The following is a 19,896-nucleotide window of genomic DNA, read 5'->3' as shown; positions in this document are numbered from 1 at the left end:
ATCTCTCCGCGAGATCCGGACACTCAAGCTCTGGTCCGTACCAAGGTATTGACGGCCTCTTACCTCACTCCTTAAATCAAGTGGCGACACCTTCACCCCCCCCCACCTCGGTCGGCGCACCCCGTCCCGCACGGGCCGCCGCATGGAAGGGAGCACGATGGCCTCCCCACGCCTGCTCCGCGGCGCTCTGCTCGCCGCCCTGTCGGCCGTCCTGGTCGCGTCCGCCGCGATCGGCCCCGCGCAGGCCGAACCTCCGGACGTCTCGGCCGCCGCGGTGACGTTCTCCGACAGCTTCGACGGGCCCGCGGGCGCCGCTGTCGACTCGTCGAAGTGGCAGATCGAGACCGGCGACAACGTCAACAACCACGAGCGGCAGTACTACACGTCCGGCAACAAGAACGCGGCGCTGGACGGCCAGGGCCACCTGGTGATCACCGCCCGGCGCGAGAACCCCGCGAATTACCAGTGCTGGTACGGCACCTGTCAGTACACCTCGGCCCGGCTGAACACCTCCGGCAAGTTCACCGCGCAGTACGGGCACATCGAGGCGCGCATGAAGGTGCCGCGGGGGCAGGGCATGTGGCCCGCGTTCTGGATGCTCGGCACACCGGTCAACTGGCCGGACTCGGGCGAGATCGACATCATGGAGAACGTCGGCTTCGAGCCCTCGACGGTCCACGGCACCATCCACGGTCCCGGCTACTCCGGGTCGGGCGGGATAGGCGCCGGCTACTCCCTCCCGAACGGACAGGCCTTCGCGGACGCCTTCCACACCTTCGCCGTCGACTGGGCACCCGACTCGATCACCTGGTCCGTGGACGGCAACGTCTACCAGCGGCGCACACCCGCCGACCTGGGCGGCAGGCAGTGGGTCTTCAACAAGCCGTTCTTCCTGATCCTGAATCTCGCGGTGGGCGGCTACTGGCCCGGCGACCCGGACGGCTCCACGGTGTTCCCGCAGCAACTGCTGGTGGACCACGTCTCGGTGACGACCGGCGACAGCCCGGCCGGCGGCGCGATCAGGGGGCTGGCCGGGAAGTGTGTGGACGTGGCCGGGGCGAACCCCGCGAACGGCACGCCCGTGCAGCTCTACGACTGCAACGGCAGCGCGGCCCAGCAGTGGTCGGTGGGCTCCGGCGGCACGCTCCGCGCGCTCGGCAAGTGCCTGGACGCCACCGGCAACGGCACGGCGGACGGCACGACGGTCCAGCTGTGGGACTGCACCGGCGGCCCCAACCAGAGATGGACGGCCACCGCTGCGGGCGACATCGTCAATCCTCAGGCCGACAAGTGCCTCGACGTGACCGGCAACAACTCGGCCAACGGCACCCGGCTGCAGATCTGGACCTGCAGCGGCGGCGGAAACCAGAAATGGACGGTCGGCTGACCGGGCCGTCCACCACCCCTAGCGGTGGTGCCAGGTGAACTTGTCTCCGCCGACCCAGCGGACCACGTCCGGGTCGTCCAGGTCATGGACCGTGATGCCGAACGCTGCGGCGTACTCCAGGACGTCGGTGATCGTCCTCGGCTGACCGACGACTTCACCGTCGATCTCCATGATGCGGAACGGAGGCGTGCCCGGCTGAACCCCGAGCACCATGATCCGCGGCTGTGAAATGTGCGGGCTCGCGCTTTCGGTCATGAATAGAGCGTAGAACGCAACCCGCGTCAACGAATCCTTCAGGCGGACCGCAAACACGGAACCGCGCCGCACCGTCCGCCACCGTGCGGGCGCGGCAGGGCCGGGGAACCCTGGAGGAGGAGGTGCCGATGGATCCCGTCGACGCGCTGAACAGGATCGCGTTCCTGCTGGAGCGGTCCCTGGAGCCGACGTATCGCGTACGCGCCTTCCGTACGGACGCGCGTGTGCTGGCCGGGCTGCCCGCGGACGAGGTGCGGGCGCGGGCGGAGGCCGGGACACTGGAGGCGCTCAAGGGCGTCGGCCCCAAGACGGCCCAGGTGGTGCGCGAGGCGCTGGCCGGTCAGGTGCCCGCCTATCTGACGGACCTGGAGGAGCGACCGGCGGCCGAGCCGCCCGTGAACGGCCACCGGCTGTGGGAGCTGTTGCGCGGGGACTGCCATCTGCACTCCGACTGGTCGGACGGCGGCAGCCCGATCGAGGAGATGGGCCGGACGGCGGCCGAGCTCGGCCACGACTGGGCGGTGCTGACCGACCACTCGCCGCGCCTGACCGTCGCCCGCGGGCTGTCGGCGGACCGGCTGCGCGAGCAGCTGGACGTGGTGGCGGAACTGAACTCGGCCTGGGCGCCCTTCCGGCTGCTCACCGGCATCGAGTGCGACATCCTGGACGACGGCTCGCTCGACCAGGAACCCGAGCTGCTGGAACGGCTCGACGTGGTGGTCGTGTCCGTCCACTCCAAGCTGCGGATGGACGCCCGCACGATGACCCGCCGGATGGTCACCGCCGTACGCAGTCCGCACGCGGACATCCTCGGCCACTGCACCGGACGGCTGATCACCGGGCGGGGCCGGCCCGAGTCGGAGTTCGACGCGGACGAGGTGTTCGCCGCGTGCGCCGAGTCCGGTACGGCGGTGGAGATCAACAGCCGGCCGGAGCGGCTGGACCCGCCCCGGCGGCTGCTGCGGCGGGCCGTGGCGGCGGGCGTGCTGTTCTCCGTCGACACCGACGCGCACGCGCCAGGACAGCTCGACTGGCAGCGGTACGGCTGTGCCCGGGCGGAGGAGTGCGAGGTGCCCGCCGAACGGGTGGTCACCACCTGGACGGCGGACGAGCTGCTGGCCTGGACGCGTGACAAGTCAGCGGTGAAGTGAGCGGGGCGGCAGCGAACGGTGGCGGAGCGTGACGCACATCACCGCGCTTCGGGGCGAACGCAGGAACACCCGCCGATAGTTTCCCGTTGAACCAGCCGTGGGTGCGGATGGGACAGTGTCCCCGGGCCTCACCTTTGCCCACAGGGACGATCGTTCGGCTGAAGCCCTGTGGAGCCTTTCGCCGAGAGGCGACCGCCATCCGCGCCCACACCTGAAGACCGCCCCGACCGGAACTCCCCCGTCCGGCCGGGGCTTTTTCCTGTTCGGGCGTGTCCCACAGGTCGGCTTGACTTCGAGAGCGCTCCAATTCGTAGCGTTCCGCACATGAGCACTGCACAGCACAAGATCGGCTCCGGCTTCGGGGCCACCAGCACCGCGGACGACGTCCTCCAGGGCATCGACCTGACCGGAAAGCTCGCGATCGTCACCGGCGGCTACTCCGGTCTCGGCCTGGAGACCACGCGGGCCCTCACCAAGGCGGGCGCCCGTGTCGTCGTCCCCGCCCGCCGCCGCGCCGCCGCCGAGGAGGCGCTGTCCGGCCTCACCGGCGTCGAGGTGGACAAGCTGGACCTGGGCGACCTGGAGAGCGTGCGCGGCTTCGCCGAGCGCTTCCTCGCCTCCGGCCGCACGGTCGACCTCGTGATCGACAACGCCGGGATCATGGCCTGCCCCGAGACCCGGGTGGGGCCGGGCTGGGAGGCACAGTTCGCGACCAACCACCTCGGTCACTTCGCCCTGGTCAACCGGCTGTGGCCGGCGATCGAACCCGGCGGCGCCCGCGTGGTGTCGGTCTCCTCGCGCGGCCACCACCTCTCCGGGATCCGCTGGGACGACGTCCACTGGCGCCACGGCTACGACAAGTGGGAGGCGTACGGGCAGGCGAAGACCGCGAACGTCCTGTTCGCCGTCCACCTCGACAGGCTCGGCGCCGAGCACGGGGTACGGGCCTTCTCGCTCCACCCGGGCGGCATCCTCACCCCGCTGCAGCGCCACCTCGCCAAGGAGGAGATGGTGGAGCGCGGCTGGATCGACGAGCAGGGCAACATGCTCCACCCCGAGGCCTTCAAGACCGCCGAGCAGGGCGCGGCCACGCAGGTGTGGGCCGCGACGTCACCGCAGCTGAACGGCATGGGCGGGGTCTATCTGGAGGACTGCGACATCGCGGAGCCCGCCTCCGACGACGACGAAGAGCGCAGTGGGGTCAAGGACTGGGCCACCGACCCGGAGCAGGCGGCGCGGCTGTGGACGCTGTCGGCGGAGCTGACGGGCGTGAACGCGTTCGCCGCCTAGCCACGTCCGTGCCCGCCGTGTGCAAGGGCTCCCCGACGGGGGTACTCGGGGGTTCCCGTCCCCACTCTCCGGGAGGAGCCGCAGGTGAGCAGCGAAGACGCCCGAAGGATCGTTGTCACCGGTGCCACGGGCAATGTCGGTACGAGTGTGGTGCGGCTCCTCTCGGAGGATCCGGAGGTCGGCTCCGTACTGGGGCTGGCCCGCCGGATCCCCGACTGGTCGCCGCCGAAGACGCAGTGGGCGGCGGTGGACCTGGCGTCCGACCGCTCCGACCTGGCGGACATGTTCGAGGGTGCCGCCGCCGTCATCCATCTGGCCTGGGCGTTCCAGCCGACGCACGATCCGGCGATGACGTGGCGCACGAACGTGCTGGGCGGCATGCAGGTCTTCGAGGCGGTGGCGGCGGCAAGGGTCCCGGCGCTGGTCCACGCGTCGTCGGTCGGCGCGTATTCCCCGGGGCCGAAGGACCACGCCGTGGACGAGTCATGGCCGACGCACGGCTGGCCGGACGCCGCGTACTGCCGGGAGAAGGCTTACCTGGAACGGGCGCTGGACACCTTCGACCGGGCCCACCCCAGGGTGCGGGTGGTGCGGATGCGCCCGGCGTTCCTGTTCAAGCGGGAGTCGGCGAGCGAACAGCGCCGCATCTTCGGGGGCCGCTTCCTGCCGGGACCGCTGGCGCGGCCCGAGCTGCTGCGGTTCCTGCCCGACATCCCGGGACTGCGCGTGCAGGCCCTGCACACCGACGACGCGGCCACGGCGTATCAGCTCGCCGTGAAGTCCGACGTACGCGGTGCGTTCAACCTGGCGGCCGAGCCGCCCGTCGACGCCAGGGTGCTGGGCGAGATGCTCGGGGCCCGCCCGGTCCGGCTGCCGCGCACGGCGGCCCGCAGGGCGATCGCCGCCGCATGGGGGCTGCACTTGCTCCCCGCTTCCCCGCACCTCTTCGACGCGGTCCTCGGGCTGCCCCTGATGGACTGCACGCGGGCCCGTACGGAACTGGGCTGGCGGCCGGAGCGCACGGCGACCGAGGTGCTGGAGGAGTTCGTGCAGGGCCTCCAGCGTGGTGAAGGCGCTCCGACGGAGCCCATGCGGGGCCGCAAGGTGGGCTGACCCACGCCCCGCGGCCCCGCTCGGCCCCTGCCGGAACCCGTCTTTCAGCCCGGCGACTCCTCGGGCGCCGGGTGTTCGGGGTGGACCGCACCGGACTGCCGGGCGCCTTGCCGGCCCGTGCCCGCCTCATCGGTGTCGGGCACGTCGTCCGCTTCGGTGGTCGTGTCCTTTGCCGGCCCGGCCGGCACCTCCCACGGGTCCTCCCCCGTGGTGGCCTGCTGGTCCGGCAGATCCCTCGGTATCGGCTCGCCGGTCTGTTCCGGCGCCTCGCGACGGTCGTCGGCCATGGTGCACCTCTTTCGCGTCGTCCAAGGTCGTCCGAAGGACCGCGAGTACCGCCCGGGCCGCCGGCGAAACCTCAGCGCGCCACCCGCTCCGCCAGGGTTGTGTGCCAGGCGGGCGTCGGGCCCTCGGTCGCGGGCTCGGCGCGTCGGCCACCGCGGGCGAAGAAGTCGGCGAGCGGCAGGATCGCGGCACCGACGGTGACGGCGTCCGGGCCGAGCTTGCCCAGGTCGATCGTGACTTTCCCGGCCGGATGCCGCAGGGCGTACGCGGCGGCGTGACGGCGTACGGCGGGCAGGAGGCGGGCGCCGAGCCTCAGGCCCGCCCAGCCGCCGATCAGAATGCGCTCGGGCTGGAAGAGGTTGATCAGGTCGGACAGGCCCGCGCCCAGATACTCGGCGGTTTCCTCCAGTACGGCGAGCGCCACCGGGTCGGCCATGCCGCCCTCGGACGGATATGCGCCGGCCAGCAGCGCCGCCAGCGCGGTCTCCTCGTCGGCGCCCTCCGGCAGGCTCCCGCCCTCCTCGCGCCAGCGCGCGAGCAGCGACTCGGCGCCCGCGTACGCCTCCAGGCAGCCGAGCGCACCGCAGCGGCAGCGGCGCCCCCGGACCCGCACCGTCAGATGCCCCCATTCGACGGCCCGGCCGTGCTCGACCTCGGGGGTGACCAGGCAGGCGCCGACGCCGGAGCCGAAGAGGACCACGACCGCGTTGTGGGCGCCGCGTCCGCCGCCGAACCACATCTCGGCCTGGCCGAGGGTCCGGGCACCGTTGTCGATGAAGTACGGGACGGAGTCCGGGAGTTGGGAGCCGTCGCGCAGGCGCTGCTCCAGCGGCACCGCGTCCCAGCCGATCGTCTGTCCGTGCACCACGGCGCCGAGCTCCGGCGTGCGCTCGACGATCCCGGGGACGCCGATGCCTACGCCGAGGAGCCGCTCGGGTCCGACGCCGGCGCCCGCGAGCACCTCGGTGATGCCGTCGCGCACATGACCGACGATGCCCTCGACCTCGTACCCCTGCTGCGCCAACGGCCTCTCCGCACGGGCGAGTTCGGTGAGGGTCAGGTCGAACAGCCCGATCCGCACCCGGGTCTCGCCGACGTCGACGCCGATCATGTGGCCGCTGCCGGGCGCGACGCGCAGCAGGATGCGGGGCCGGCCGCCGTCGGAGTCGACGCTGCCGGCCTCCTCGACGAGACCGTCGGCGATCAGCTCCGCGACGACGTTGCTGACGGAACCGGAGCTGAGCCCGGTCGCGGGGCCGAGTTCGAAGCGGCTGAGGGGGCCGTCGAAGTAGAGGCGCTGCAGCACGGCCGTGCGGTTGCCGCGTCTGAGGTCCCGTACCGTGCGCCCGTTCCGCCCCGTCATGCGGCTCCCCTTCCATCGGCCCTGCTCCGCGCCCTGTTCGAATCGTCCCCCATTGTGGCCTACGACGTCAGATCCTCGATCTCGGCCAGCGCCGCCACGAGCTCCGGAGCGACCGTGTCCTGGACCCAGCGGTGCTGTGCGGGGCCCACGGCGCGGGGGATCGTCTCCGTGAGCATGATCAGGTAGAGGTAGGAGCGGTAGAGGGCCAGCCGCAGCCGGGCCGGGACGTCGAAGTCGGCCCGTCCCCCGGCCTCCCGGTAGCCGGCGAGGAACGCCTGGTCCTTCTTGATGTCGCCCAGGAGCGCCAGGGAGACGAAGTCGGCCTGCGGGTCGCCCCAGAACATCCGCTCCCCGTCGATGAGGCCGCCGATCCGGGCCTCCCCCGATGTGCGGTCCACCAGGATGTTGCCCTGCCACAGATCGAAGTGGACCAGACACGGGACGGTGACGTCGTCGAGTGCGTCGTGGGCGGCCCGGAGCGTGTGCGCCACGGCGTCGGCGGGACGGGGCAGCCGGGCCCCGTAGCGGCGGGCGTCGTCGAGGATGGCGTCGAGCATCCCGGTGAACGCGGTGCGCCAGTCGGCGGCGAGCGGGCCGAGGGCACCGGAGGGATAGCCGAAGCCCGGTCCGGTCACCCGGTGCAGGCGGGCCACCTGACGGCCCAACTCCTTGCGCAGATCCGCCCGTTCGACCTCGGTGAGCTCACCGTTCCAGGGCTCGCCGGGACAGGCCGTCATCAGCAGCAGGTCACCGCCGGCCACCACACGCGGTGCGGGAACGTCCGCCTTGGCGGCCGCGCGGTAGAACTCGGCCTCGGACACCAGCAGCCGACGCTCGTGCCGCAGTCCCGGGACGGTCGGCGCGGGCGGCACCTTCAGCACGTACCGGCGGCCGTCCGCGAGGAGCAGCTCCTCGACCGTGTTGTAGGTGCCGCCCGGCAGCGGGCGCAGGTGGGTGAGGTGTTCCGGCGGTATGCCCGCCGCGTCCAGGACCTGCCGGGCCCGTTTCCAGGAGTCCGCCACCGTGCGCCCACCCCGCCCCTTCGGTCAGCCGGCCGCGTAGACGTCCTCCACGTAACGGCCGTCCGCGACCAATGCGTCGAGCCACTGCCCGGCCGCCGCGTCGTCGGCACCCGGCGTGCGCTCCCGGTACAGCGTACGGAACGCTTCCCGCACGCCCGGCGCCATCCGCGAACCGTCCCCGCAGACGTACACCCGGGCACCCGCACCGAGCAGCTCCCAGACCTCGTCGGCCTCGGCGGCGATCCGGTGCTGCACGAAGGCCACGCCGCCGCACGGGGCGGCGCTGAAGGCCGGGCGGAGCGAGACGGCTCCGTCGGCCTCGGCGGCGCGCAGTTCCTCGTCGTGCAGGTAGTCGGCGTCGGGGGCGTCGCAGCCGAAGTAGCAGACGGCCGGGGCGAGTTCGGCGCCGGCCGCGAGGGCCGCCGTACGGTCGGCGATCGCGCCGCGGAACGGGGCGAGGCCGGTGCCCGCGGCGACCATGACGACCGGCGCGTCGGCGTCGATCCGGAAGACCTCCCGGCAGGGCTGGACGCGGGCGTACACCGTGTCGCCGGGCCGGACGGTGGCGAGGTGTCCGGACCCGGTGCCGCGGTAGGTGCCCCTGCCGGACCGCGCCGGGCCCTGGAGCAGGGAGATCATCAGGTCCGCGTGGCCCGGGTCGACGGCGGGCGAGGACGAGACGGAGTAGTGGCGCGGGCGCAGCGGGGTCAGGATCTCCAGGAGCCGCGGCCAGTCCAGGGCGCCGCGCAGGGCGGGGAAGTCCTCGATCAGCTCCACCAGGGTGCGCGGATCGTCGGCGAGGTTGGCCAGCGCCATGCGCTCCGGCGGGCACGGGTTGGCGGCGGCGAGGACGGAGAGCTGCGCGGCGCCGGGTCGCTCCTGCAACTCGACTTGATGCGTGAGGAGTTGACGTACCGTCAAAGGCCGGTCCACCGCGAGGCCGTCGCGGCGCGGGCGGGTCGGCCGGATGTCCAGGACGGAGTCGAGGTCCACGCCGAGTGCGGCGGCGGCGCGGTCCACCAGGGCCGGGGCGTTGGCGGGCAGGACGGTGAGGTGGTCGGCGGTGCGGTAGGTGACGCCGTCCGGCAGGGCGACGCGGACGAAGCGCTTGCGGCGCGGGTGGCCGGGTGCGGTGAGGTCGTACGCCTCGGTGACGGTCATGGGGACGAGGCCGTGCCGTTCGGCGAGGGCGTCCAGGGGGCCGCCGGTCAGGGTGCGGACCTCGTACGCGGTCGTCGGCTCGTGGTCGGCCGGGACGGCGGCGTCCGGGTCGCCGTACTGCTCCAGGAGCGCGGTGCGGAGTTTGGTCGTGAAGTCCCGTACCGCGCCGGTCAGATCGCCGGAGGCGTCGGCGGCGGTGCGGTCGACGAGGCGGGTGGCGCCGAGTTCGGCGAGGCGCTCGTCGATGCGGGTCGGGACGTGCTGGTAGGTGGCGGCCCAGTTGCGGTCGCCGACGCCGAGGACGGCGTAGGTGACGTCCGTGGCGTCCAGCGCGTCGTCCAGCCAGGTGGCGAAGGCGGTGGCGTCGTCGGTGGGGCGGCCGTTGTAGGAGGCGGCGGTGATCACGACGGGGCGGTCGGTGGGCAGACCTCCGGCGTAGTCGTCCAGCGCCGCGACCTGCGTCTCGCAGCCGATGGCGGCGGCCTCGTCGGCGAGCTGGGCGGCGAAGTCGCGGCAGGTGCCGTAGTTGCTGCCGTGCAGGAACAGGGCGCTGGTGCCGGGGCGGACCCGGGCGGGGAGGGCGGCCGTGTCGGACACGGCTTCCGCGGCCGCGGGGGCGGCGCCGGGCAGCGGGGTGTGCACGCGGTCGGCGGGGGTGCGCGGAGTCAGGGTCAGGGTGAAGCCGTCGGGCTTGAGGGTGAGGGTCTCCTTGACCGTGAGGCGGTAGTCGGCGTGGTCCTGCAGCCGGTACCGGTGGACCAGCATCGCCAGCAGCATGGTCGCCTCGTGCAGGGCGAACTGCCGCCCGATGCAGGCACGTTCACCGGTGCCGAACGGCTTGAAGGCGTGCACCGAGCGGGCCGCCTCGGCCTCCGGCGTGAAGCGGGAGGGGTCGAACAGCTCGGGGTTGTCGCCCCAGACCGGCTGCCGGTGCAGCATCGGCGCGAGCACGGTGACGGGCTGCCCGGCACGCAGCGGGATGCGCCCGCCGAGCAGCGTGTCTTCGAGGGCGTGGCGGCTGAAGGCGGCGGCCGTGGGCCACAGCCTCAGCGCCTCGTTGAGGACCTGGCGGGTGTACGTCAGCTTGCCGACCTCGTCGTACGTCGGCTCGGGGTCGGCCTGGTCGCCCCACAGCTCGTCGACCTCGCGCTGCACGAGCCGGAGCGCGGTCGGGTGCTTGGCCAGGCAGTACAAGGCGAAGGACATCGCGCCGGAGGTCGTCTCGTGGCCGGCGATCAGGAAGGTGATGACCTGGTTGCGGATGTTGGCCGCGTCGAGGGTGCTGCCGTCCTTCGGGTGCTCGGCGGTGAGCATCAGGCCGAGGAGGTCCTCGGCGTCGCGCTGGTCGGTACCGGCGCGGGAGGCGATGACGTCGTCGACGACCTGGGCGAGATAGTCGGAGTCGTCCCGGAAGGCCGCGTCGGCGGCGGAGTGGTCCTGGCCCGGGACGCGGGCGAGCCGGTTCATGCTCCACTCCAGGCAGCGGACCATCGACTCGACGAAGGGGTGCGGCTCGGCCCGCTCGAACGACCCGAAGTCGTAGCCGAAGCCGGCCAGCCCGATGGTGTCGAGGGTCATGCGGGTCATGTCGTCGGGGACATTGACCGGCTGCCCGTCCCGAGCGTCACGGTCCCAGGACGCGAGGACCCGCTGGGCCACCTTCAGCATCACCGGGTGGTAGGTGCGCATCGAGCCGAGCGCGAACGCGGGCATCAGGATGTCGTGCGCCCTGGCCCAGTTCGGTTCGTCGTTGTAGGCCGTGAACAGCCCGTCGGCGGCGAACTCCCGCACGTTCTCCAGGGCGGGACCGACGTGCTTGGCGAACCGCTTCTCGTCCGCGAGGTCGGCGACCATTTCCAGGTCGGCGGTGAACAGTGCGTCCCGCCCGTGCAGCCGCCGCACGAGCACCGGCCCGTGCTCCCGCATCAGCTCCATGACCTGCTGGATCGGGGTACGGCCGGGTCCTACGGCGGTGATGTCGACGACGGGGACGCCGGGAAGGGCGTCGAGGGGCTGGGGGTGCAACGCGGTGGGGGGCATGGCGCGACAAGTGCCTTTCGCGGTACGGGAGTACTGCGGTCAAGCGTGAGCGAGGGGTCCTGGCCGGGCGCACCCCCGCACTACATGATTGTGCAGTCGAAACTGTCCGAGGGATCTTGCGTGAGCCCGCAGGGCCACTCCACGTCCAGGTCAGAGGCTCCGATTCCGCCGTCTCACACGCCGTGCGTGAGACATGTGTGAGACGGCGGCGGCCCCGGAAGATGACGCCATCACCAACGCGGGGCCTTGATCCAGATCCTTCCGATCAAGGAGCCGGACCCACATCCGAACGCACTGCCCACCGTGAGCGCCGCGCCCACCGTCGCGCGCTGTCTGCCGTCATCCGCCGACGTACGGCTGAGAGCCGCGCTACGCAGCGCGCCGTTCGCGCCGTCAACACCGGCCAGCCGCAGCCCGTGCGTACGCGGCTCGTCGCGGCCGGTCTGGACGGCGCCACCGCCCGCCGGTTCCCCTGGGGCGTTCTCCCGTGACGTTGACGCCGACGGCACCCGTGAGACCCGGGTGAAGCTGAAGGGGCACCTCGGCAGGAGTCGCCGGGTCGCCGGTGTGCCGCTCGCACAGGCCGCAAACTGGCTCGGCGAGCACGTCTACGAGGCGTTCTGATGGGCGCCGAGGAGGAGCGGAGCCGGGCGGCCGGGACGTGCGTGCTGGCCATCCTTGGCGGAGTCCTGGTCGCGATCGCGTTCGCCATCGACGAAGCGGCAGGCGTGCTGCTGGTGGGCATGTCGGGCATGGTCGCGCTGTGGCGCTCGGCGCGCCGTGTGACCGATTCGTCCGCCACTCCCCACCGAGAGGGGTTGCCCGCGATTCCGATGAAGCTGCACGTCAACGGCGCGCGAGGGGTGTGCGACCCGAGCGGGGTTATGTGCCTCGTCCACCCAACCCCCGAGGAGGGGATGAACGACGCGTGATCGCAAATCTTATCCGGGCCACCAAGGGCGACACCGTGCGGCGAGGGCGTTCGCTCCGCCACCCGCCCCAGGGTCACAACACGGACACATCACCCACACAGCACGCCCACGCCGAGCAGGATTCCCACATCAACACGCACGACCCTGGGGGGACGATGGGCACGCCCGCACGCAGCATTACCCGACCATCCGAAGCAACCGGTGCCGGGGGCTGCCTTCTAGGGGCCGCAGCGGCCGTCCTCGTCCCGGCCGCGCTACTCATGTGGACTGACGGAAACGGCGCAGCCGCCTTACTCCTGCTCCTGCCCCTCGTCGGCGGCGTCATCGCCCTGGGCAAGCGGCGAGCTCGCCAGGCCGCCGAACTCCAGCACATCCGCACCCTGCAATCCACCGAGGTAGCGCGCTACCACGCTATGGGCCCACGTGACTTCGAGCATGCGATCGCGTTCCTCTGCGAACGCGACGGTTGCCAAGGTGTCCGAGTCGTCGGTGGTGCGGGCGACCTCGGGGCCGATGTCATCGCCAACGCGCCAGACGGACGACGCATCGTCATCCAGTGCAAGCGGTACGGGCCCACTACCAAGGTCGGCAGCCCGGACCTCCAGCGTTTCGGCGGGACGTGCTACAGCGTTCATGGCGCCCACGTCGCCACAGTCGTCACCACGTCGGTGTTCACCAAGCCTGCCGCGCAGTACGCGGCCAGTAACGGGATCCGCCTGTTCGATGAGGCCGCCCTGGCTGCCTGGGCCACCCACACCGGCCCGGCCCCGTGGATGCTGTAGCACCAGCCCAGAGCGCGAGCGGTCCAGCCCCCTGCATCGTCCCCGCGACGAAGCAGGGGCGCTTCGTCGTGTCCGCGTTCAGCCCTTTTCGCACATGGCCGTGCGCAGCCAGTCGAGGGGAGCCTGCGCCAGCAGCTGATCAGCCAGCCGCTGCCCGGACTCTGTGACGATCCGGGCCCGGCTGTTGTCGACCCATCGATGGGCCGCCTCGTACCCCTGCGCCTTGTACTCCAGGCCCTGCAACATGCACTCCAGCTTGTCCGCGTCCCGTGCGCAGATGGCCTCGGGCGTCTCGCGCGCCTCGTACTCGGCGATTACCGCACGGACCGCGTCGCGCAGGACGTCGGGCATGCCAGCCGTCTGGTCCGCGGTCACCGCCACGGGGTCGCCCGGGGCCGCGTACTTCTTCCCCAAGTGGTTCACGTCGCCCGTGCGCGTCTCCTGCGAGTCGTGCCACACCGCCAGGTGCGCGGCCCGTGCGGCGTCAGCGCCCTCCAGGGTGGCGATGACCGAGGCGATGACGGACGTGCGCCATGCATGCTCGGCGACACTCTCGGGGTCACGAACGCCCGCCATCCACCAGCCCGTTCGCCGAGCCGTCTTCAACGTGCCTGCCTCCCACAGGAAGTGAGCCACGTCCGCCAGGTCCTGGTCACCCACGGGTGTCCCCTTTCACGCCTCGGCGAGGCGGATTGCGTACCGGATGCCCTCCAGCTCCCGCCGAGCCTGCGGCGAAAGCTGGGAGTCATCCAACATCACCGGCAGGCGTTCGCGCAGGGCCTGCCCGGCTGACGTACGCGCCCGCAGCAGGTTCGGGCGGGCAGCCAGCAGAGCCCACAAGGTGTGGACGTTCAGGTCGAAGAACCCATGCCGCGGCGTGAGGCCGCGGACCAGGTGGGTCATCAGCCGTTCGCCATGCCAGGGCCCGGGTGCCACTTCGCCAATGAAGTCGTCCGACAGCTGGACGTGCGGGGACTCCCCGACCCAGTACGCCCAGTAGTTCAGGTTCGCCGCCTCCGCCCGGTCGCTGTCGCCGAGAGTGCGGCCGATGAAGTGGGTCATACGGTCCCGGTCGCCCTGGCGCGCAGCCACTGCAGCGACGGAGCGGGAGTTGAGCCACTGCGTCAGCCAGTCGTCCGGCCGCTCGGTCCTCTGCTGGTGCGTCAGCCATTCGGAGGTGTCGGCGTCCTGGTCGAACCCGGCAAGGTAGAGGGCCTGTCGGCGCAGCAGGAAGTCCCGGCCACCTCGGGCCTGCTCAGCGGTCTCTCGCATGCGGCCGTAGAAGCGGCGTCGGTCGACCGTGGGCAGCTCGGGCGCCGTCGGCACCGGTCCGCGGCGTGGACGAGGGGGTGCCGGGAGGTCTCGCACAGGGCTGGGCGCAACGCCATTGAGAGACCAGGTCAGGACCTCTACGAGGTTGCGCTGCATGACCCAGGCGCCGAGGGGGTTGGGTCCGGAGGGCGCCTCGTCCTCAAGCGCGCTGGCCAGCAGCATGTCTGCTTCTATCGCGCGTTCGAGGGCGGCGAGCAGGGCGGGCGCCGTGCCCATCTGCATGAGCCTGTGACGATGCATCAGCATCTGGCCCACCGGAAGCGAGGTGAGCGGCCGTCGCCCCGTCTCCCACCCGGCGACCGTATCCGGGGCCACCCCGAACAGCTCGGCAAGGCTGTCTTGTGTGTGCCCTAACTGCTCACGGATGACCCGGAAGACGTAGCCCGAAATGATCCCGGCCCGGCCCCGCCCGGGCGTTCCCTGACCACCGGTCAGGGTTCCGTTCGCCTGCTGCCCCATGGCGTCCCCCTTGCCCGCCCACGACGGGGCTCTACCCGTACTCACGGTCACTACAAGCGGTAATCACCGCTACCTACTGTCATGGGTGACTACCGGGCAACTCAGCGTAGTGGGAGTGATGCCGCCATGACCGCCCCCAGCGGAGAAGGAACCGCTTTGCGCCCCGCGAAGTCGGAGCCTCGTCCACGAGCGCACGCGACAGGGGCAGGCGGAGAGCCGCTAGACATCGAGACGATGCGCTCCACCGCGGCCCGCACCCTCGGTCCGGACGACGGGCCGGAAGCTCTCCCCCCAGGCGCTGCCGAGCTGGAGACGCTCGACAGCACCCTGCGCGGCCACCTTGAGCTGCTCATCCCCGAGGTTGCGCGGGCAGCGGGGCCGCGGCCTTGCAGCGCGCAGACGTACTGCGCGCTTGCGTGTGTCGGTGTGGCGCGCAGCCAGTTGGGCCGCACGCCGGCCTCAACTTTCGAGGCCGGCGTTACTCACGCCTGGAACCTGGCCCGCTCCCTCAGTGCTCTGTGCGACCACTACGAGCGGATCGGCGGAGCACCATCATGACCGCTCCCGCGGCCGAGGCGCCGTCCCTGTCTGCCGAGTGCGGAGTGGCGAAGCAGCCCGGGTACGAAGGCCTGCACCGCGACTGCCGCCAGACCAAGGACATCCCCCTGCCCCACGGGAACGGCCTACTCCTGCAACGACGCTGCGGCTGCTCCTGCCATTCCAGCAACCGGAGCGCCCCGTGACGACGCCTTGGCCCGCCCGGCTGCTGTAACGCACCCCAGCCCCCTCCCAACCGAGGCCGCACGCCTCCAGCGGGAGGGGTCAGCAAGACCCCCGCCCCGGTGTCCACGCCCCTGGACAGGTCGAGCACCGGAGCGGGGCGGCAAGTCCCCGTCAAGAGACCGACCGGCTTTGACCGTAGTCGGTCCGAGCAAAGAAGGGAGGCAGCCATGAGCAGCACTCTGGGAACCATCGCGACCTGGCCGCCCCAGCCCAAGCCCGAAGACGACCCGCCCACCCCGCCGCCCAACGACTAGGAGCAGCAAGCCATGGCCACTAGCAACGGGTACCGCCCACCGACACAGCGCGAGCTGGAGTCGGAGGACTGGCGCTTGAACCACATCCGGGGACGGAGGTACTGCGAGGTGCACTCCGACCAGCAGATGATGCCCCTCGCGCCGGGGCTGGACCTGTGCCCGCTGCCTCACGGTGAGGGCGAGTCGCCGAGCTAGGCGTGAGAGCCCCGTCCGCCCCCATACCCAGTCAGCTGCCGGGAGTGGACGGGACCAGGCTCCGGCCGGGGCCTTTCGGCCACCAGACGTATCAGCAACCATGCAGTGGGACACCCGACGACGGGCCCGCTCAATTGGGGGTACACATGGCCGAGCCGGAACCAGAACCGTCAACACCGTTGCAGCCCCGCCGCAGGCACCCGCATAAGCCCGGGATCACGACTGCCATGGACTCATTGGGTTTCGTGGCCGCCCCGCTTTTCGCCGGCGCAGCCATCGCCACCATCGGGGTGCTGGGCGCAGACTCCGAAAAGTTCCGCTGGCCTGCGCTGTCCATGCTCATGCTGACACTGGCGGCCATCGCCCTCGCCGCTAGCATCCAACTCGCCTTGAGGGGGCGGCGGTTCCTTTACAGCGCGGATGAGGTTCGCTCCTGGGCAGTCTCCCCCAACGGCCCGGACTCAGAGACTGATGCGGCAGAGGCCGAGATCACAGCCGCGGCGCAAATGGCCGATTATGAGCAGTGGTTCGACCTGAGCGGTAGGGCCGCATTGGCGTATCAAACCGGCTTGGCCCTACTAGGGCTCGGGCTTGCAAGCATTCTGGCCCCTCTGGCAAAGGCGACCACTTCAGACGCCGTCCTGAGGTGGATCGCTGCCGGTGCAGTCGTAAGTGCACTTGGCGTGCATGCTTTCTTGATTATTAGGCGAGCGATCCGTGATATTGACGGCAACACGCTCTTCTTGGCCATGCTGCCATCAGCCATCCGGTGATGGTGAACCAGACGGTGCCAGGCGGACGGCGAAGGAATCGCCGTCCGCCCCTTCTGCTGCTGTCAGGCGGGCACTGAAGGCGCCGCACGACACAGGCGTGGCCAACCGTCCCGCGGGATGTACAGGCTGCCCCGCTTCCCTTCGCACGAGCCCTCCAGCCACACGACGGCCATGCGCAAGCGGCTGCCGTCTCGGGTGCGGCGGACGTGCAAGACGCGGGCGCGTTCGAAGGGGGCCACCGGGCTTTTGCGGGCGTTCACCACATTGCCGATGCGGGGGATGATGCCGGGCTCGATGGCTCTACGACGCACGGCACAGCTGCCTGTCGTACCTCGCCCTGAAAGCCAAGGTCCCGGATGTCGTCCTGGCGGCTCGGGCCGGGCACGCAAACGTCGGCGTCACGAAGAAGCACTACGTTCACGTCTCCCCGGAAGACCTCCAAGAGGCCGCCCACGCCCTCGGATCGGGGGCTCATGACGCGTCGCCCACAAGGGGGCGATACAAGCCCAATGTGAGAGATCGTGAGACATCAGAGCTAGCCGATCATGAAATCCAGCCTCTGACCTGGGCGTTTAATTTTGACTGCACTACATGATTGTGTAGTGCGGATACGAGCGCGGCACTTGCGCCAGGTGACAGGAGGTGCCCGTGGACTGGACCCACCCGGCGGCCGTGGTGTGGCGCAACCGTGCGCTGATGGTCTTCGACCGTGTCTCGGTGCCGGTCGCGGTGTGCGATGTGTACGGCGCGGTCCAGGTGGCCAATCCCGCGATGGCGGCCGAGTGCGGTACGACGCCGGGGCGGCTGCGGGGCCGGGACGTGCTGGAGCTGTTCCGGCCGCAGGAGGCGACGCAGGTGGAGCGGATCGCCGAGGCGCTGCGGCTGCGGCACCGGTCGCGCTACCAGGTGTCGGTGCGCTGGCAGGCGCCGGGCGGCGCGGAACGGTACGGGGAACTCACGGCGGATCCGGTGAGCGACACCGTGGAGGACACGCCGGCCCTGCTGGTGATGCTCCGTGTCCTCGCCGAGCGCGAGGTCCACGAACAGCGCCCCCCGCAGGTCGCACCGATCGAGGCCCGCATCCTGTCCCTCCTCGCCGCAGGCACCACCACCGCCCAGGCCGCCCGCGAGACCGACCTCACGGTCGACGGCGTGAACTACCACCTACGCCGCCTCTCCTCCCGCTGGAACGCGGCCAACCGCACAGAACTGGTCGCCCGTGCCTACGCGCTGGGCGTCCTCGCCCCGGGAGTGTGGCCACCGGCACCGGCTGCGGGTGGGGCGGAGTAGCCGGAAGCCGCGCCCTCGGCGGCGCCGAACAATTCACTGGCTCCCCCTCCTCAGCCTGTCTAACCTAGCCATGAACCTAGTGCCTCTAGGTTTGCAGGATCGCCCCCAGGAGGCCCCATGAAGTCGCTCACCGAGCAGGACATCCGCAGCTCTTTCGTCAACTGCTCGAAAGGGGAGGCCAAGCGCGTCTCCCTCCCCCGCGATCTCGCTGAACGCCCTTGGGACGACCTCGACTTCCTGGGGTGGCGGGATCCGGGGGCGCCCGATCGCAGCTATCTGGTGGTCGAGCGGGAGGGACGGCCGGTGGGTGTCACCTTCCGGTTCCCGGCCTCGCGGCGCGGGTTCCTGCACCGCAGCATGTGCTCGCTCTGTCTGACCACCCATCCGGGCGGCGGCGTCTCACTGATGACGGCGCGCAAGGCGGGCCCCGCCGGGCGCGAGGGCAACTCCGTCGGCGTGTACATGTGCACCGACCTCGCCTGCTCCCTCTACGTCCGGGGCAAGAAGGTCCCGGATTCCGGGGCCCGCTTCGAGGAGAGCCTGACGGTGGAGGAGCAGATCGCCCGGACCACGGGCAATCTGGCAGCCTTCATCGACAAGCTGTACGTCTGACGGACTGCTAGCGGTCCCGCAGCCGCGCCGCCTCCACCTCGTGCAGATGAATCAGGACGTCGTAGTTGCGGGCGAGCGCGATGTCGTGCGGGCCGTCCGGATAGGCGGTGCCGATGCTGCGCGTCGGACGGGCCCGCCGCAGCCAGTCGCCGGCCGATGATCCGACGGACCGCAGGTCGAGTACGTAGTCGCCGCGCCGTGCCACCCGGTCGAGGGTCCGCTCGTTGGCGCCCGGGCCCGCCGGGCCGAGCGTCCAGCGGCGGATGGTGTCGTCGTCCCAGCCGGTGGCGTTGAACGACCCGTGGCCGAAGGTCAGGCCCACGCTCACATAGCCCGCGCCGAGGCGGTCGCGCAGGAAGGCGCCCTGGACCTTGGGGTTCTCGGCGGGCTTTTCCGGGATGTAGCCGACGTGGTTGTTGTGGGCCGACAGCAGCACCTTGGTGCCGGTGTGCTCCTGCCACCACACCACGTTGGCGGCCATCGCCCCGTCGCGGTAACGCATGGCCTCGGCGATCTGCGCGGGGTCCTCGACGTCGAAGTCGTACTGCCGGGCGGTCTGGTCGATCACCGTCGCCTGCTGAACGGCCCAGTCGTACGCCACCGTGTCGGCGGCCTGCCGCCGCAGTAGCGCGAGCGCCTCGCCCGTGCGCTCCGCCCGCTCCTTGCGTTCGGCGTACGGCAGGCCCAGGTACTGCTCGATGTACGCGCCGGTCGGCACGGTGGGCCGCAACCCGCGGTAGAGCTCTGCCAGCCTGGCGCTCAGCTCGGGCCGGGCATCGGCCACGTAGTCCTCTACGGCGTCGTACGACTCGGGGCCGGTCCAGGCGACGTCGTCGCCCATGAAGCGGACGGGGTCGCCGGGGTGCCGGAGGTTGTATCCGCGCATCCACTCGACCAGCCGCAGGTAGTCGGTGTTGTTCCACCACAGGTAGTCCCGCTGGAACTCCTCCCGCATGATGCGCCGGGGATCGCCCTTGCCGTGGAGCACATAGTCGTTGAGGCGCAGTCCGGTGCTCCAGGGTGCCTCCAGGGCGAAGGTGCGGAAACCCTTCTCCTCGACGAGATGCCGGAAGACGCGGGCCTTGAGGGCGAAGAAGTCGTGCGAGCTGTGGGTGGCCTCCCCCAGGCCGACGACCCGGGCGTCGCCGATCATCCGGTCCAGGGGGCGCAGGTCTCGGTTGTCGCCGCCCGGTTCGGTGCGCAGGGGGTGGGCGGCGCGGGCGAGCGCCTCGACGACGGTGGTGGAGCTGGTGGTGGGGGCCGCCGTGGCCGGGATGCCGGTCGTCAGGGCGGCGAGGATGATGAACAGGGTCAGCGTTAATCCGGTTCGATGCCGATGCGATTGCATGATCCAAGGCTTGCGTTCCGGGCGGGCGGGGACCATCCGACGGCCCTCCGTCCCCGGGTGCGGACAACC

General features: G+C 71.1%; 21 protein-coding genes. 13 read left to right on the top strand and 8 right to left on the bottom strand.

The window, feature by feature from the left end; translation table 11 throughout:
• Positions 1-157: 157 nt before the first annotated feature.
• Positions 158-1,387, top strand: coding sequence for a ricin-type beta-trefoil lectin domain protein (locus ACWGDB_RS00760; protein WP_453820395.1), 1,230 nt, complete (start codon positions 158-160; stop codon positions 1,385-1,387).
• A gap of 18 nt (positions 1,388-1,405) precedes the next feature.
• Here the strand turns inward: ACWGDB_RS00760 and ACWGDB_RS00755 are convergent, their stop codons facing one another.
• Positions 1,406-1,642 carry a hypothetical protein gene (locus ACWGDB_RS00755; protein ID WP_453820394.1) on the bottom strand — a complete coding sequence of 79 codons (237 nt, stop codon included), beginning with the start codon at positions 1,640-1,642 and terminating at the stop codon, positions 1,406-1,408.
• Between the two features lie 128 nt (positions 1,643-1,770).
• Between ACWGDB_RS00755 and ACWGDB_RS00750 the strand changes: the two genes are divergently transcribed.
• From ACWGDB_RS00750 to ACWGDB_RS00740, 3 genes are all read left to right on the top strand, one after another.
• Positions 1,771-2,793, top strand: a complete 1,023-nt coding sequence (locus ACWGDB_RS00750; protein ID WP_453820393.1) for a PHP domain-containing protein — start codon at positions 1,771-1,773, stop codon at positions 2,791-2,793.
• Between the two features lie 324 nt (positions 2,794-3,117).
• The gene (locus ACWGDB_RS00745; RefSeq protein ID WP_453820392.1) at positions 3,118-4,083 is read left to right on the top strand and encodes an SDR family NAD(P)-dependent oxidoreductase; all 966 of its coding nucleotides are present in this window, start codon (positions 3,118-3,120) and stop codon (positions 4,081-4,083) included.
• An 84-nt stretch (positions 4,084-4,167) separates the two neighbouring features.
• On the top strand, positions 4,168-5,196 hold the full coding sequence (locus ACWGDB_RS00740) for an SDR family oxidoreductase (protein ID WP_453820391.1): 1,029 nt from the start codon (positions 4,168-4,170) through the stop codon (positions 5,194-5,196).
• A gap of 44 nt (positions 5,197-5,240) precedes the next feature.
• Here the strand turns inward: ACWGDB_RS00740 and ACWGDB_RS00735 are convergent, their stop codons facing one another.
• From ACWGDB_RS00735 to ACWGDB_RS00720, 4 genes are all read right to left on the bottom strand, one after another.
• On the bottom strand, positions 5,241-5,483 hold the full coding sequence (locus tag ACWGDB_RS00735) for a hypothetical protein (protein WP_453820390.1): 243 nt from the start codon (positions 5,481-5,483) through the stop codon (positions 5,241-5,243).
• Between the two features lie 71 nt (positions 5,484-5,554).
• Positions 5,555-6,844 (bottom strand): ROK family protein, encoded by a 1,290-nt coding sequence (locus ACWGDB_RS00730; RefSeq protein WP_453820389.1) that lies wholly within the window; start codon positions 6,842-6,844, stop codon positions 5,555-5,557.
• A gap of 59 nt (positions 6,845-6,903) precedes the next feature.
• Complete coding sequence (locus ACWGDB_RS00725; RefSeq protein WP_453820388.1) at positions 6,904-7,866, bottom strand: phosphotransferase family protein; 963 nt, start codon at positions 7,864-7,866, stop codon at positions 6,904-6,906.
• A gap of 24 nt (positions 7,867-7,890) precedes the next feature.
• Complete coding sequence (locus ACWGDB_RS00720; RefSeq protein ID WP_453820387.1) at positions 7,891-11,067, bottom strand: cytochrome P450; 3,177 nt, start codon at positions 11,065-11,067, stop codon at positions 7,891-7,893.
• Between the two features lie 246 nt (positions 11,068-11,313).
• On the opposite strand from ACWGDB_RS00720, the gene ACWGDB_RS00715 reads away from it, so the two are divergent.
• The 3 genes from ACWGDB_RS00715 (at position 11,314) to ACWGDB_RS00705 (ending at position 12,781) form a co-directional block, all read left to right on the top strand.
• On the top strand, positions 11,314-11,691 hold the full coding sequence (locus ACWGDB_RS00715; RefSeq protein ID WP_453820386.1) for a hypothetical protein: 378 nt from the start codon (positions 11,314-11,316) through the stop codon (positions 11,689-11,691).
• Complete coding sequence (locus tag ACWGDB_RS00710; RefSeq protein ID WP_453820385.1) at positions 11,691-11,999, top strand: hypothetical protein; 309 nt, start codon at positions 11,691-11,693, stop codon at positions 11,997-11,999. The genes ACWGDB_RS00715 and ACWGDB_RS00710 overlap by 1 nt, the downstream gene beginning before the upstream one ends.
• A gap of 155 nt (positions 12,000-12,154) precedes the next feature.
• Positions 12,155-12,781: a restriction endonuclease gene (locus ACWGDB_RS00705; RefSeq protein WP_453820384.1), complete on the top strand. Its 627-nt coding sequence runs from the start codon at positions 12,155-12,157 to the stop codon at positions 12,779-12,781.
• Between the two features lie 78 nt (positions 12,782-12,859).
• Here the strand turns inward: ACWGDB_RS00705 and ACWGDB_RS00700 are convergent, their stop codons facing one another.
• Entirely contained in the window at positions 12,860-13,441 is a 582-nt protein-coding gene (locus ACWGDB_RS00700; RefSeq protein ID WP_453820383.1) for an HD domain-containing protein, read from the bottom strand.
• A 12-nt stretch (positions 13,442-13,453) separates the two neighbouring features.
• Positions 13,454-14,572 (bottom strand): helix-turn-helix domain-containing protein, encoded by a 1,119-nt coding sequence (locus ACWGDB_RS00695; protein WP_453820382.1) that lies wholly within the window; start codon positions 14,570-14,572, stop codon positions 13,454-13,456.
• Between the two features lie 81 nt (positions 14,573-14,653).
• Between ACWGDB_RS00695 and ACWGDB_RS00690 the strand changes: the two genes are divergently transcribed.
• The 6 genes from ACWGDB_RS00690 to ACWGDB_RS00665 all read left to right on the top strand — a co-directional run bounded on the left by ACWGDB_RS00690 (position 14,654) and on the right by ACWGDB_RS00665 (position 18,479).
• Entirely contained in the window at positions 14,654-15,130 is a 477-nt protein-coding gene (locus ACWGDB_RS00690) for a DUF6415 family natural product biosynthesis protein (protein WP_453820381.1), read from the top strand.
• Entirely contained in the window at positions 15,127-15,315 is a 189-nt protein-coding gene (locus ACWGDB_RS00685; protein WP_453820380.1) for a hypothetical protein, read from the top strand. The genes ACWGDB_RS00690 and ACWGDB_RS00685 overlap by 4 nt, the downstream gene beginning before the upstream one ends.
• A 306-nt stretch (positions 15,316-15,621) precedes the next feature.
• On the top strand, positions 15,622-15,804 hold the full coding sequence (locus tag ACWGDB_RS00680; RefSeq protein ID WP_453820379.1) for a hypothetical protein: 183 nt from the start codon (positions 15,622-15,624) through the stop codon (positions 15,802-15,804).
• Between the two features lie 227 nt (positions 15,805-16,031).
• Positions 16,032-16,577: a hypothetical protein gene (locus ACWGDB_RS00675; RefSeq protein ID WP_453820378.1), complete on the top strand. Its 546-nt coding sequence runs from the start codon at positions 16,032-16,034 to the stop codon at positions 16,575-16,577.
• Positions 16,578-17,273: 696 nt separating this feature from the next.
• Positions 17,274-17,867 (top strand): PAS domain-containing protein, encoded by a 594-nt coding sequence (locus ACWGDB_RS00670; RefSeq protein WP_453820732.1) that lies wholly within the window; start codon positions 17,274-17,276, stop codon positions 17,865-17,867.
• A gap of 117 nt (positions 17,868-17,984) precedes the next feature.
• Entirely contained in the window at positions 17,985-18,479 is a 495-nt protein-coding gene (locus tag ACWGDB_RS00665) for an FBP domain-containing protein (protein ID WP_453820377.1), read from the top strand.
• A gap of 7 nt (positions 18,480-18,486) precedes the next feature.
• On the opposite strand, the gene ACWGDB_RS00660 is transcribed toward ACWGDB_RS00665, so the two are convergent.
• A complete protein-coding gene (locus ACWGDB_RS00660; protein WP_453820376.1) occupies positions 18,487-19,827 on the bottom strand; it encodes an erythromycin esterase family protein in 1,341 nt (446 codons plus the stop codon).
• Positions 19,828-19,896: the final 69 nt, after the last annotated feature.

This window comes from Streptomyces sp. NPDC055013 (assembly GCF_053608645.1).
This window is presented reverse-complemented; position numbering and strand designations above follow the sequence as displayed.